Annotated in this window: 9 protein-coding genes; 6 read left to right on the top strand and 3 right to left on the bottom strand. The window is 72.4% G+C overall.

All coding sequences use genetic code 11. The features are described from left to right. Entirely contained in the window at window positions 1-2253 is a 2253-nt protein-coding gene (locus tag AB0K28_RS43880; RefSeq protein WP_364382411.1) for a BTAD domain-containing putative transcriptional regulator, read from the bottom strand. Between the two features lie 199 nt (window positions 2254-2452). On the opposite strand from AB0K28_RS43880, the gene AB0K28_RS43885 reads away from it, so the two are divergent. From AB0K28_RS43885 to AB0K28_RS43905, 5 genes are all read left to right on the top strand, one after another. Beyond that, complete coding sequence (locus AB0K28_RS43885) at window positions 2453-2659, top strand: FDLD family class I lanthipeptide (RefSeq protein WP_345408814.1); 207 nt, start codon at window positions 2453-2455, stop codon at window positions 2657-2659. A gap of 64 nt (window positions 2660-2723) precedes the next feature. Continuing rightward, a complete protein-coding gene (locus AB0K28_RS43890) occupies window positions 2724-4082 on the top strand; it encodes a lanthionine synthetase C family protein (RefSeq protein ID WP_364382415.1) in 1359 nt (452 codons plus the stop codon). A gap of 21 nt (window positions 4083-4103) precedes the next feature. Then, on the top strand, window positions 4104-7304 hold the full coding sequence (locus tag AB0K28_RS43895; RefSeq protein WP_364382418.1) for a lantibiotic dehydratase: 3201 nt from the start codon (window positions 4104-4106) through the stop codon (window positions 7302-7304). Beyond that, window positions 7301-9022, top strand: coding sequence for an ABC transporter ATP-binding protein (locus AB0K28_RS43900; RefSeq protein WP_364382421.1), 1722 nt, complete (start codon window positions 7301-7303; stop codon window positions 9020-9022). Before AB0K28_RS43895 ends, AB0K28_RS43900 begins: the two co-directional genes overlap by 4 nt. 22 nt (window positions 9023-9044) lie before the next feature. Beyond that, window positions 9045-9842 carry a methyltransferase domain-containing protein gene (locus AB0K28_RS43905; protein WP_364382424.1) on the top strand — a complete coding sequence of 266 codons (798 nt, stop codon included), beginning with the start codon at window positions 9045-9047 and terminating at the stop codon, window positions 9840-9842. Here the strand turns inward: AB0K28_RS43905 and AB0K28_RS43910 are convergent. Beyond that, a complete protein-coding gene (locus AB0K28_RS43910; RefSeq protein WP_364382427.1) occupies window positions 9823-10893 on the bottom strand; it encodes an LLM class flavin-dependent oxidoreductase in 1071 nt (356 codons plus the stop codon). The two genes, AB0K28_RS43905 and AB0K28_RS43910, sit on opposite strands and share 20 nt — an antisense overlap. A gap of 230 nt (window positions 10894-11123) precedes the next feature. Between AB0K28_RS43910 and AB0K28_RS43915 the strand changes: the two genes are divergently transcribed. Next, a complete protein-coding gene (locus AB0K28_RS43915) occupies window positions 11124-12086 on the top strand; it encodes a hypothetical protein (protein ID WP_345408822.1) in 963 nt (320 codons plus the stop codon). A gap of 48 nt (window positions 12087-12134) precedes the next feature. Here the strand turns inward: AB0K28_RS43915 and AB0K28_RS43920 are convergent, their stop codons facing one another. Next, window positions 12135-13565 carry an HEXXH motif-containing putative peptide modification protein gene (locus tag AB0K28_RS43920; RefSeq protein WP_364382430.1) on the bottom strand — a complete coding sequence of 477 codons (1431 nt, stop codon included), beginning with the start codon at window positions 13563-13565 and terminating at the stop codon, window positions 12135-12137. Between the last annotated feature and the right edge of the window lie 100 nt (window positions 13566-13665).

Raw genomic sequence — 13665 nt, forward strand, 5'->3', positions numbered from 1 at the left:
CTATGCCGGCAGATAGCTCGCAACACCATATGCTGAGGCATTCTTGGCCGTGTCGCTCTCGGGGCGGTCGTCCCTCGCCATCACGCACGCGGCGTGGTCGCGGACCAGGTCGTGGAACCGGTACCGGCCAGGGACGGGCTCCGACAGCAGGTGGCCGTCCAGCAGCCCTTCCAGCGCGTGCTCGGCGGCCGGCGTGCTCGTGTCCAGGAGGGCGGCGGCCACTTCGACGCCGAAGTCGACCGGCGCGCGGGTGCCGAGCAAGCGGTAGGCGCGCCTGTGCTCGTCCGTGAGCCGGCGATAGGACATCTCGAAAGCGGTGGCGACGCTGCGCTCCCCTGCCGCCAGCTCGGACAGCCGCTGCCGCGGTGCGGTCAGCCGGGTGAGCAGGCGGCCGACGGTCCACCTGGGGTGGGAGCGCAGCCGGGCGGCTGTGAGGCGAAGGGCCAGCGGGAGCAGTCCACACCGTCGCACCATGTTCGCCAGGACCTGCGGCGGCGTACCGGCGACGCGGTCCCGTCCGGCGACCAGGGAGAAGATGGTGACCCCGTCCGTCAGCGGCAGGACGTCCAGGGACAGGGCGTGTGTCCCGTCGAGCCCGCTGAGACGGCGGCGGCCGGTGACGATGACGTGGCAGCGAGGGCTGCCGGGGAGCAGGGGTGAGACCTGCGTCTCGCTGAGGGCGTCGTCGAGGACGATCAGGACCTTGCGGTCGGCCAGCAGGCTGCGATAGAGACCGACCTGGTCGTCCATATGGGGTGGGACGCGATTTTCCGGCAGTCCCAGTGCGCGCAGCACGCGGTGCAGGGCGTCGTGCGGCTGGACGGGTGCCCGGTCAGGTGTGTGACCGTGCAGTTGCACGAACAGCTGGCCGTCGGGAAATCGGTCGGCCAGCCGGTGGGCGGCGCGGATGGCGAGCGCCGTCTTGCCGATCCCTGGCATGCCTTCGACGGTGGTGATGGTCGCGTTGCCGGCCTCGCCGAGCCGCACCATGGTGGCGACCTCGCGGTCCCTGCCGGTGAAGTCGGCGACGTTCCTGGGCAACTGCCGGGGCACGGTGACGCGGTCGCGCGCGCGGTCGGGCGGGCGGGCGCCCGGCGTACGGACGGGCCCGCCGCACAGTGCCGCGGAGAGCACGGCCTGCTCGTCGTCGCTCAGGGCCAGCGCCTCGGCCAGCATCCGCAGTGTCGTGAGGCTGGGTTTCGCGGCGGGCCCGGTCTCCAGGCGGCTGATCGTCCGCACGCTCAGTCCCGTGGACTCTGCCAGCATCTCCTGGGTGAGTGACGCCCGCTCGCGCCAGGATCGCAGCAGGGCCCCCGGCTCGATCGCGTCCGTCCTGGGCCCGGCCGGGAGGTCGCGGAGCCGCAGGTGAGGCCGGTTCATGGGCGGTGCCGCGGTGCCTCCGGCCGGCGGCCTGGCCGAGGTGTCGGCCAGGCGGTCGCGCGGCGGCACCGCCTCGAAGGACCGGCCGATCGACCCGGTGAGCGACCGGTGCTGCGCGGGCGGGCGGCGAGGTGGCGGCGGGGCGGGGTGGTCGGCGAGCAGGCTCGCGTGCAGATGGCGCAGCTCGGGGCCCGGGTCTATGCCTAGCTCGTGCGCGAGGCGCGATCGTAGCTCCTCGTACCGCTGGAGGGCCTCGGCCCGTCGTCCGTGCCGGTCCAGCGCCTTCAGCAGGCGCAGCCACAGGGATTCGCGCAGTGGGTAGCGCGGGGCCCATTTGCTCAGCTCGGCGAGCACGTCGCCGGCGGGCCCGCCGGCGACGTCCAGGTCGGCGCGCCGTTCCAGCGCCGCCAGCCATCGCTCCGCCAGGTGCGGCGCCTCGGTATCGTGCAGCCACCGGGACGGCACGTCCTCGAACGGCTCGCCCCGGGACAACGCCATCGCTTCGTCGAGCAGGCCGCGTTCCGTCTCGGTGTCGCGGGCGTGCGCGGCCTGCTCCGCGAGGCGTACGAAGCGCAGCGCGTCGACGTCGTCGGCGGCGGCGCGCAGGAGGAGCCCGTTGGGGCGCGTCTCGATCCAGCGGCCCCCGAGGGCGCCGCGCAGTCCCCCGGCGTAGTTCTGCAGGGTCCTGCGGCTGTTGGCCGGGAACTCGTCCGACCAGACCATCTCGGCCAGCCGGTCCATGGACACCGTCTTGCCCGCCGACAGCGCCAGGGCCACCAGCAACGTCCGCAGCCGGCTTCTCGTCAGCCGGACAGGACGTCCTCCGACCGTCACCTCCAGCGGACCGAGCACCTTGACCGTCAGCCGCTGCACCGTGCCCCCTTGTGTGGTGATTTCCCCTGGCCACGATTCTGGTGTCCGCCGGCTGCCCGGACCAGGACAGCGGAAGGTCATTCACCGGGCACCCGGCGGCGGACATTCCTTTCCGCCCGCGAGGCGACGGTGAAGACGAAGTGAAGCCGGGCGTTGGCAGGCTGCGCCGTGTTCTGTTCCAACGCCAGTGAGGTGGATCATGACCGCACCGACACTCGACCTCGTCACCGGGACGACCGACCAGGACGACGAGTTCGACCTCGACATCCGCGTCGCCGTGGGCGCCGACGTCGCGCTGCCCGAGGCCGGCTTCAGCTGCTCCTGGTACACCTGCAACGCCAGCGCGTGCGGCCTGTGCAGCATCGACGGGTGCAGCCCGTTCCCCACGCAGACCGAGGGCTGCTAGTGGCCTCCACGGCCACGCGTGCTCAGCGGCCGGCGCCAGGCACTCGTTCATGAGGAGTCGATGAATGCCCGCTTCGGACCTCTTCTCGGAACATGCGGCCGTCCACGGCGAGGAGGGGCTTTCCCCGGCTCTCGCCGAGCGCGCCCGGCGGACCACGCAGGTGATGGTCGAGCGCCTGGCCGACGAACGGGTGGTGGCCGAAGCGGTGCGCCGGACCAAGGCGGTCTCGAAGTATCCGTTCGAGTGGGGTGGCCCCGGCCTGTACGGAGGTCACGCCGGCATGGCGCTCGTGCTCTGCTACGCCGCGGCGGCACTGACCGGCGAGGCCGGCGCCAGGCGCGCGCCGGCCCTGCGCCTCATCCAGGAGGCGGCACGCCACACCAGGAAGGCTCCCCTGATCCTGCCCGGCCTGGGCTCTGGGACCACCGGCATGACTCTGGCCGTCGAGCGGCTGGCCGCGGACGAGCCCAGGCTCCTGCCGGTGCTGCGCCGGCTCCGGGAGACGCTGTCGGAGCAGGTTCTCCAGGCACCGAGCCGGCGGGCCGGGGACGGGGTGAGTCCCGGCACCTACGACGTCGTCTCCGGCGCCGCGGGCGTCCTGGGCTACCTCACGTCCCTGACGGAGCCGAGCTCCAGGGAACGCGAGGCCGCCGCGAGGCTCCTCGACGACCTGGTGTGGATGTGCGATCCCCGCGAAGGAAGGGCACGGTGGCAGGTCCCGCCCCGGCTCATGCCCGGCAGGGACCGGGCTGAGGAGTTCCCGCACGGCTATGTCGACCTCGGCCTGGCGCACGGTCTCGCTGGTCCGCTGGCCGCGCTGAGCCTGGCCTGGGCGCGCGGTCACCGCCGTCCCGGGCTGCGGCCCGCGGTGGAGCACGTGGCGGCGTTCCTGCTGGAGACGTCGGATCACGACGCGTACGGCCGGCGCTGGCCACGGTGGCTGGCGCTGACCCCATCGGGCGCGATCCAGGAACGGCCGCCGCAGGCGGGGCACGAGTCCTGGTGTTACGGGACGCCCGGCATCACCTCGGCGCTGCTCGACGCCGCCGAGGCGCTCGGGGACAGGGCGCTGCGCGCGGCGGCGGTGGACGCCTTCGAGGCGGCGCTGCGGCGGGTGTTCGCCGGTCACGGCCACCTCGTCAGCGCGTCCCTGTGTCATGGCTGGTCCGGGCTTCTGATCGTCTGCGGGAAGTTCGCGCGGGCGGGCTCGGTGGCCGCCCGATCCGCTCTGCCGTCCCTCGTCGAACGCGTGCTGGACGCCTGCGACGCGGCCAACCCCCTCCTCGTCAAGGAGTTCCAGGCTCCTGACGTCTACACCGACAACCCCGATCTCCTCGACGGCGCGGCCGGCGTACCCCTCGCTTTGTGGACGGTGTCCGGCTCGATCGACGACGAGTGGCAACGATCGCTCCTCATCCGTTGACCCAGAGCAGAGAGGCCACGCATGCCAGCGCGGAAGGATCACGAACGCAATCCCGCCACGGAGTTCTCCCCTGCGGGCTTCTTCATGCTGCGCGCGCCCGTCCTGCCCGCGCAGACCTTCCTCGGCCTCACCGGCGGCCAGGACGGCGCGGACGACCGGCGGGACGCCACGCACCGGCGGCTCTGGGAGCTCGCGCGCCGGCCCCGCGTCCGGCAGGCCCTGCACGCCGCCAGCCGTAGCCTGCTCGACGAGCTGACCAGGGTCGAGCAGGCGGGCGGGCCCGGACGGGCGACCGGGCCGGCGAAGAAGAAGGCCGACCGGGCCTTCGCCGCTCTGCTGCGTTACCTGACCAGGATGTCCACCCGCCCCACCCCGTACGGCCTGTTCTCCGCGGTGAGCATGGGCAGGTTCGGACCGGCCGCGACCGCGGCACTCGCCGCCGACCCGGTACGCCTGACGCGCACCCGCGCGGACGCCGGCTGGCTGGCGGCGGTCATCGAGCAACTGGACAAGGACGACACGGTACGCGACGACCTACCGGTCAGGACCAACGCACTGCTCTCCCGGCTGGCCGACCGGGCCGTACTCACCGAGTGGACAGGCACGACCACCCGCGGCAAGCAGACCAACCTGCGCATCACCCCACCCGCCGAGGCGGCACTGCGGCTGGCCGGCGACGAGATGCGCTACGGCGACCTCGTGGCCGAGCTGCTCCAGCGGTTCCCCGGCGCAGGTGAGACGCGCATCCGCCGCCTGCTCGGCCAGCTGTGGGAGCTGGGCGTGCTCACCAGCGCCCTCACCCCGCCGCTGACCGAGCCGCTGCCTGAGCTGCACCTGGTGAAACGGCTGACCGGGCCGGCCGCCTTCGCTCCGGTGGCCGACGGGCTGCGCCGGGTCCGAGCACTCGCCGACGCCGTCGACGAGGCCCGCGGCCTGGCGGACGTGGCGGAGGTCGAACGGCTCACCGCCTGCCAGCGGGCCATGACACCCGGCTTCGACGGCACGACGTACCAGGTGGACACCGCGCTGGCGACGACGGACCGTGGACTGCCCGCCCAGGTCGCCGACGCGGTGGCCGAAGCAGGCGAGCTGCTCATGCGGCTGGGCGGCGCGCGCCGGCGGCCCGCGCACATCGCCGCCTACCACCGCGCCTTTCTGGAGCGCTACGGGGCCGACGCCGAGATCCCCCTGGTCGAGGTGCTCAGCCCGGAGCTGGGGCTCGACGCCCCGAACGGCTACGGCGCGCCGGCGCGGATGGTGCCGCTGCCCTCGCCCGCCGAGGAGGGCGACCCGGCGCGGGATCGGACGCTGGCCGACCTGATCTCCGGCGCGCTGCGCCATGACCGTCTCGACGTCGAGCTGACCGACGGACTGCTGGACGCCTTGACCGCCGGGCCCCATGACGCCGCGCGTTCCCGACCGGCGCCGTCCGTCGATGTGTACTTCAGCATCGCCGCGCCGTCCCGCCAGGCCATCGACGAAGGACGGTGGCGGCTGGTCCTGTCGCCGACCGCGTTCCAGGGCCTGCAGAGTTTCGGTCGGTTCTCCCATCTCTTCGAGGAGGCGGACGTGCAGGCCATGTGCGACTTCGCCAGGGCCGAGGAGAAGCGGGTGCCCGACGTCGTGTTCGTCGAGTTGCGCAACGTCGCGGGCCATGCGCGGGCGCTGAACGTGGCCACTCACGCCCCGCTGCGCGGGCTCGAGATCTGCGTCAACACCACCCCGTCGCTGCCGTCGGGCCGGCGGATCCCCCTGGAGGACGTCCTGCTCGGCGCGGACGGGCACGGGTTCTACCTGCGCTCCGCGACGCTGGGCAAGCGGCTGCTGGTCACCCGGTCCCACGCGCTGTCGCTGCACCAGGTGCCCAATGTCTGCCGGGCACTGGTGGAGCTGTCCACTGACCGGCTCACCCTGCCCGCAGGGTTCGACTGGGGTCCGTTCGCGGCGTCGCCGTTCCGCCCGCGGCTGGTCAGGGGACGGATCGTGGTGAGCCCGGCGCAGTGGACGGTCCGGCGGGAGACGTTCGCCGCCGCCGGGGACGACGCGGACGCCTTCTTCGGCGCCGTCCAGAGCTGGCGGCGAGACTGGAAGGCGCCGCGTCACGTCTATCTCGCCGAGTACGACAACAGGTTGCTGCTCGACCTCGAACACCCGCTCTGCGTGGACGAGCTGCGGCGCAGATTGCGAGCGACCGGCAGGCCAGGACAGCCCGACGCGCTGTCGCTGCAGGAGATGCTGCCGGACTTCTCGGACCTGTGGCTGCAGGACGCGCGGGGCCGCCGCTATCAGTCGGAGCTGGTCGTGCCCGTCCTGTCCCCGGCCGCCGCGAACGTCCAGGACGACCGCCGGCCCGCCAGGCGCGCGGCCCAACGACGCCGGCACCCCGGCGAGGACTGGTCGTACCTGAAGCTGTACACCGCGGTGACGCAACAGAACGACGTCCTGACCGGTCCTGTACGGCAGCTGGCCGCCACGCTCGCCGCCGAACGGCTGATCGATCGCTGGTTCTACATCCGGTACGCCGATCCGCTGCCGCACCTGAGGCTGCGCTTCCACGCGGCCCCCGGCGCCGACCCGATGGAGGTGATGGCCGGGTGCGCGGCGTGGGCGCGCCGGATGATCACCGCGGCGTGGGCCTCCGACCTGGCCTTCGTGACGTACGAGCGGGAGATCGAGCGCTACGGCGGGCCGGACGCCATCGACGCGATCGAGGAGGCGTTCCACGCCAACAGCGAGGTGACGATCGAGCTGCTTCGGTATCTGACCGCCCACGGCGAGGTGGACGCCACGACCGTGGGAGCGCTCGCGATGCACTCCCTCTACCGGAGCTGGGGAGCCGATCCGCCGGCGGGCGCCCGCCACGCCGCCGCGGTCCCCGATGCCGTGCACCGGCGGTTCCGCCGGCTGCGCGGTGACCTGTGCGGCCTCCTGGCCCCTGCGCATCCATCGCCGCACGTACCGCCCAGCGAGCACGCCCCCGCCCTGCACGCGATCCTGGCTCGGCAGGAACCCGCGCTGCGCGCCGCCGGCGACCTCGCCCGTACGCTGGCCGCCGACGGGAAGTTGCACGCGCCCGAGCAGCGCATCCTGGAAAGCCTCTCCCACATGCAGGCCAACCGCCTGACGGGCATCGATCAGGCGCTGGAGAGGCTGAGCGTCCAGCTCTGGCAGCTCACCGCCCGCGCGCTCCTCGCCCTGCCGGACGCCGGGGAGCCGCGGTGATCCGGGCCGTCTTCGGGACGCTGGCCCCCTTCGTCCGCGGGCAGCGCGGCACGCTGGCCGCCGGGCTCGCGTTGTCGCTCGCCGGCGCCGCAGGCACCCTGGCGCAGCCCATGGTCGCCAGGTCGGTGCTGACCGCCGTCCAGACGGGCCGGTCGGTCTGGCACCTGGTGGTCCTGCTCGTGACCCTGACCGTGACCGGCGCGGTGCTCGGCGGCGTACGGTCGTACCTGCTGCACCGGGCCGGCGCCCGCATGGTGCTGGCCACCCGGCGGGTCCTCGTCGATCACCTGCTGCGGTTGCCGGTCGCCGAGTTCGACCGGCGCAGAACCGGCGATCTGCTCTCCCGGGCCGGGGCGGACACGGCGACGATGCAGTACGCGCTCACCTCGGGCCTGGTCGACATCGCCGGCGGCGCGGTCATCACGATCGGCGCCGCGGCCATGATGGCCTGGCTCGACCCGATCATGTTCGCGTTCACCACGGTGGCGTTCGCCGGGTTGTTCGCCGGCTTCTTCACCGCGCGACGCGTGCGCGACGCCTCGCGCGAGGTCCAGGATCGCCTCGGCACGATGACCTCGGCGATCGATCGAGCGATCTCGGCGGTCAGGACCATCAAGGCGAGCAGGGCGGAAACCCGCGAGGCCGCCGTCGTGGCCGGCCACGCCGAACGGGCCTACGCCGCCGGTCTGCGCCTGGCCGGTCTGAACGCCCGGCTGGGCCCGTTGATCAACTCGGCGGTCCAGATCGGCCTGCTGCTGGTCATCGGCGTGGGCGGCTTCCGGGTCGCGTCCGGCACCATGCCGGTCGGCGATCTGGCGGCGTTCGCGCTGTTCCTCTACCTGTTGATGGCGCCGCTCGCCCGGACGCTGACGGCGTACGCGGAGGTGCAGAGCGGCCTCGGCGCGATGCAGCGCGTCGAGGAGATCCTGGCGCTTCCCGCCGAGACGGCCACCGACCGCCCGCTCCTGTCCTTCCCCGCACGGACCGCGCCGGCTATCCGGTTCGAGCGGGCCTGCTTCGCTTATCCCGGCGGGGCGCCCGCGCTGCGCGAGGTGAGCTTCACCGTCCCGTACGGCACGCAGACGGCCCTGGTCGGCCCGTCCGGCGCCGGGAAGTCGACGGCGCTGGCGCTGATCGAACGCTTCCACGACGTCACCTCAGGCCGCGTCCTCGTGGCGGGCAGGGACGTCAGAGAGCAGCCCCGCGACGAGTTGCGCGCCCACCTGGGGTACGTGGAGCAGGACGCACCGGTGCTGGCCGGCACCGTCCGCGACAACCTGCTGCTGGCCGCGCCCGGCGCCGATGACGATCGCCTCATGGCCGTGCTCGGCACCGTCCGGCTGACCCACCTGGTCGAACGCTCCCCGCTCGGCCTGGACACCCCCGTGGGCGAGGGCGGCGTCCTGCTGTCAGGCGGGGAGCGCCAGCGCCTGGCCATCGCCCGCACGCTCATCGCCGCGCCGCCGATCCTGCTGCTCGACGAACCCACGAGCAACCTCGACGCGGTGAACGAGCGGGCCCTGCGGGAGGCGATCGCGGCCGTCTCCCGGCGGCACACGCTCGTCGTCGTCGCGCACCGGCTGTCGACGGTGCTGCACGCCGACCAGATCGTGGTGCTCGACGAGGGCCGGATCTCCGGCGTCGGCTCGCACGACGAGCTCTTCACGGCGAACCCGCTCTACCGGGAGCTCGCCACCCAGCAACTGCTGACGGCATGACCAGGAAGAGGAGGCACCCGACATGCTGGCTGACGACGCGGATCCGGCGACGGCCGCCGAGATGCTCGTCCATCCCCAGTTCCCACGCTCGGCCGCCTACGACCCGGTGTGGCAGGGCCGTTACGCCATGGGCCCCAACCCGCTGTGGCTCGCCGAATCCCTGGCCGAGCTGCTGGATCTGCGGCCCGGCATGCGGGTGCTGGACCTCGGCTGCGGACGGGCGACCAGCTCGATCTTCCTGGCCAAGGAGTTCGGCGTCGATGTGGTGGCCGCCGATCTCTGGGTGCGCCCCGAGGAGAACTGGGCGCGCATCATCGACTCCGGCGTGCAGGCGCGCGTGATGCCGATCCACGCCGAGGCGCACGACCTGAAGTTCGCCCACGAGTACTTCGACGTCGTCATCAGCCTGGACGCCTACCAATATTTCGGCACCGACGACCTCTACCTCGCCTACCTGCAGCAGTTCCTCGTCCCCGAAGGTGTGCTGGGCATCGTGGTGATGGGCCTGACCGAGGAGCTGAACGGCGTGGTCCCCGAGCATCTGGCCGACGGCTGGAAGTGGGACTTCCACGCCTTCCACAGCCCGCGGTGGTGGCGGGAGCACCTGTCCCGGGCGGGCCTGATGACGGTCGAACACGCCGATCTGCTGCCCGACGGCTGGCGGCACTGGAGGCGGTGGCACGAACTGGGCGCGCGGGCCGCCGAGCCCCGGTGGCGGGACTTCTGCGCGGCCTGGGTCCGCAGGTTCACCCTCGATGAGGGGCGTACGCTCGGCCTGCCCCGGGTCGTGGCCCGCAAGATCAAGAAGGACACGAGCTGAGGACGGGGGCCGGTTCGCAGGCGTCGGCGACCAGTTCCAGCGTGCGCAGCCGTGACCGGTGACCGTGGACGTGCGTGACGAGCATCAGTTCGTCGGCGCCTGTGCTCTCGGCGAGCCGGTCGAGGCCGTCGCGGACCTCACTCGCGTCGCCGTACGCCGCCGTGCTGAGCCAGCCGCGCAGCATCTCCGTCTCGTCCCTGCCGAACGCGTGCCGTGCCGCCTCCTCCGGTGACGGGAACGCGGTCGGCCGCCCGCTGCGCATCCGTGCCATGGCCAGCCCTGCGGCCCGTGCCATGGCACGGGCATCCCGCCTGGTCTCACCCGCGACGACCCAGACGGAGACCATGATGTAGGGCCGGTCCAGCACGCCGGAGGGCTGGAACGACTCGCGGTAGGCGGCCAGGGCTGCCCCGGCCTCGCCGGGCCTGAGGTGGTAGGCGAAGGCGAACGGCCGCCCGAGCCGCCCGGCCAGCCGCGCACCCTGCTCACTGGCTCCCAGGATCCACAGGGGCGGCGCGCTCACGCCTTGAGCGGCCTGGATGCCCGCGTACGGGTGGCCGGCCGGGAAGGAGCCGTACAGGAAGCCCGTCAGTTGCTCCACCTGCTCGCCGAAGCCGGCGTCCGAGCGCCGCAGCGCCTGCGCGACCGCGGGATGTCCTCCCGGTGCCCGCCCCACTCCGAGGTCGATCCGGCCGGGATGCAGCGCTTCCAGGGTGAGGAACTGCTCGGCGACGGCGAGCGGGGTGTGGTTGGGCAGCATGACCCCGCCGGAACCCAGCCGGATGGTCGTGGTGTGCGCCGCCAGGTGAGCCATCAGGACGGCCGGGGACGTACTGGCGATGTCCGGGATCCCGTGGTGCTCACCGAGCCACATGCGCCGATATCCCAGCCGTTCCGCGCTTCTCGCCACCTCCGTGGTGGTGCGGAACGCGGCTTCGGCGCCGGTTCCCGTGCTGACCGTCGCCAGGTCGAGGACGGACAACGGCACGGCCGGACGTCTGGGCCGCTCGCGATGGATCGGGTTCATGAGGTGTGCCTGTGCGTCGTCCATGAGTGATCGGGCCTCCCGTTTCCGTTGCGAGAACCGCCGGCTCTCACTCAAGAACCCGCCGTCCTCATCAGCGCATCGGATCGGCCTCACCGGCGTGCGCGAATGTCCACCGCGTTTCCTGGACCCGCTCCGCACGGGCGGGAAAGCTTTGTGGGGAACCCCACTGATTCGAGGAGAGAAATGTCGATGCAGAAAATCGCCGAACTCGTGGCCTGCGCCGGTTGACGGCCATGCGACAGGAACGCGTCATCGTCGTCTCGCCGCGCAAGAGCGGAACCCACCTCGTCCAGAAGCTCATGACCGCCCTGGGATACGGCATCTACGGCGAGCCGGTGCCGCCGGAGAGCGGGCGGGCGGCCGTCAGTCTGCGGGAGCGGCTGGAGCTGGCAGAACGGTTCCTCCACCCCGACGAATTCGCCGCGCTCGACGTCAGGGAGGACACCAAGGAGTTCATCCGGCGTACCGACCGGCTGCTGATCCAGCTCGGCTGGATCTGGCAGACCAGGCTGGCGGCGAGAAACCTTTCGAACGTCGATCTCATCCGCCCGGAGATCGACTTCGAGCTGCGCATGAGTGAGGATGCCTGGACCCGCCCGTTCTGGCAGACGGCGCCCCGGCTGTGCTGGATTTTCCATTCACTGGACATCTGGCGGATGGATCAGAAATTCCTCAACGAATGGACGACGCGGCAGGCGCCCGCGATGGTGCTCAATCATCGCGATCCGCGGGACGCGCTCGTGTCCATGGCCAATTTCTTCTCGGGGAAGAGCGGGATCACCTTCCGGCGGTTTCCCGAGTCGGCCGTCTTCGGGCCGATCCTCGCGAATCTGCCCGACATGGAGAGCCGCATCACGTACATGCTGACCGATCCCACGATCCCGCTGCTGCACGACTACGAGGCGGCGGTGAGCTGGTACCACCACCCGCAGGTCTGCAAGGTCGCCTTCGAGGAGCTGGCGGGCCCCGAGGGAGGCGGCAGCAGGGCCCGGCAGCTCGCCGCGGTGGAGCGGGTGGCCGGCTGGGCCGGCACGGACGCCGACCCCGAGGCCGTGGTGGGCGAGCTCTTCGACCGCCGGTCGTTCACCTTCCACAAGGGCCGGATCGGCGCGTGGCGCGAGGTGTTCACCGCCCGTCACTCGGCCCTGTTCGACGCCCGCTTCGGCCACCTCACGGACATGTTCGGATACGCGTGACGACCACCGCGGCGACCGCCCTTGATCCCATCGAGCCCCCGTTCGCGTTCACCCGGACAGGTGGCGGGCGACGACCAGGCCGTCGTCCACGAGCGCCCGCAAAGCCGTGCCGGCCTGGTGGAGTGCCTCGGCGGGCGGGACGACGCCGGCGACCGACTCGGCGTACTCCTTGATGATCGCCGCGCTGTCCCGGTCGTCGCACAGGCGGTAGACGAGCCAGGCGGCCGGGTTGAGCCAGCGCACGCGTGGCGGATCGGCGAGGGCCACGACGAGGCGGCGCTGTTCGGGCATCGGCACGGCGGCGACGGGGGCGACGGCCTGGTACGTCGTGCCGTCCCCGCCTCCGGGCGTGGGCGGTGCGAGCAGGTCGAGCGCCTTGACCAGCCAGGCGATGAGCTGGTGGCCGTAGCCGGTGAACAGGCCGGAGCGCTGCGCGAGCTGCTCGGCGAGGTGGCGGGCGCGCAGCTCGGGGGTGGCGTAGCGGGCGCCGCCGAAGGTCGCGCGGCTGAGTGCGGCGTCCGCGGGTGGCTCTCCGAACCGGCTCGTGATCTCGGGGCTCGCCGAGCGGGCCAGGCCGTGGTAGACGGCGAGGTGGACGTACACGTGCAGGGCGAACAGCACCCGCATCAGCGACCAGGCCTCGCGCCGCCACGGGATCGGCACGACGTCGGCGGTGGCGTCGACGTGGTCGAAGACCACGGCGCCGCAGCGGATGATCTCGAAGAGGGCGAGGTGGAGCGCCTCGTGCAGCAGCGCTCCCGCCGCGTCCCAGACGTTCTGCAGCTTCTCGGGGGCGATGAAGACCGTGGCGGGGAATCGGTCGCCGCCGGACACGGAGTGCAGCGGCCCGTCCTCGCCCTCGTCGCGCGCGAGGCCGATCATGCCGACGTTGGCGAGGACGCCCGGTCCGACGGACGGCATCAGCGCCGCGAGCAGGGCGGCCGCCTCGTCGATCATCTCGAGCTCGGCGGCGGAGGGCGTGATCGGGACGTCCGCCGTCCCTCGGGGGAACTGCTCGTCGAGCAGGGACCACAGGCGTGCCGTGACGGGATCTTTCGTGCCGCGGGTCGTCTCCGTCCACACCCAGGCCGAACGCGAAGGCTCGCCGGTCGCGCGACTCGCCGCGTAACCGCCGGCGGCTGCGCGGCTCACCGCGTAGCCGGCGTCGGCGGGCAGCAGGCCGGGCAGGAGCAGGCCGTCGTCCGCCTGCGTGGTGACGGTCCGCAGGCCCTGTGTGGTGAGGGTCTGCAGGTCGCTCTCGAACGCGCTGCGCAGCACCGGGTCGCGGCTCAGCACCCGCAGGTCCGCGTCGGGCGCTGCCGCGCAGCGCCGTACCGGCTCGGCGTTGTGCGGGGTCAGCTCGGCCAGCAGGGCCAGGCCGACGCGCAGCCGCCCGAGCACGCGCCGCTCGACGGCGGCGGCGTCGCCGTACTCGGGGTCGGTGCCGAGCAGCCGCTCCACCTCCTGCCAGAGCGTCATGGGCAGGCTCCTAATGAGTGCTGGGAGTAAGCCATCCGGCAGACTCCGTAGTGGATAGTGGCCGCTGGCAGGTGAGCACTTTCGGCTCCTGGACATTGAG

It is taken from the genome of Nonomuraea sp. NPDC049504 (genome assembly GCF_040676845.1).
Lineage (GTDB): Bacteria > Actinomycetota > Actinomycetes > Streptosporangiales > Streptosporangiaceae > Nonomuraea > Nonomuraea salmonea.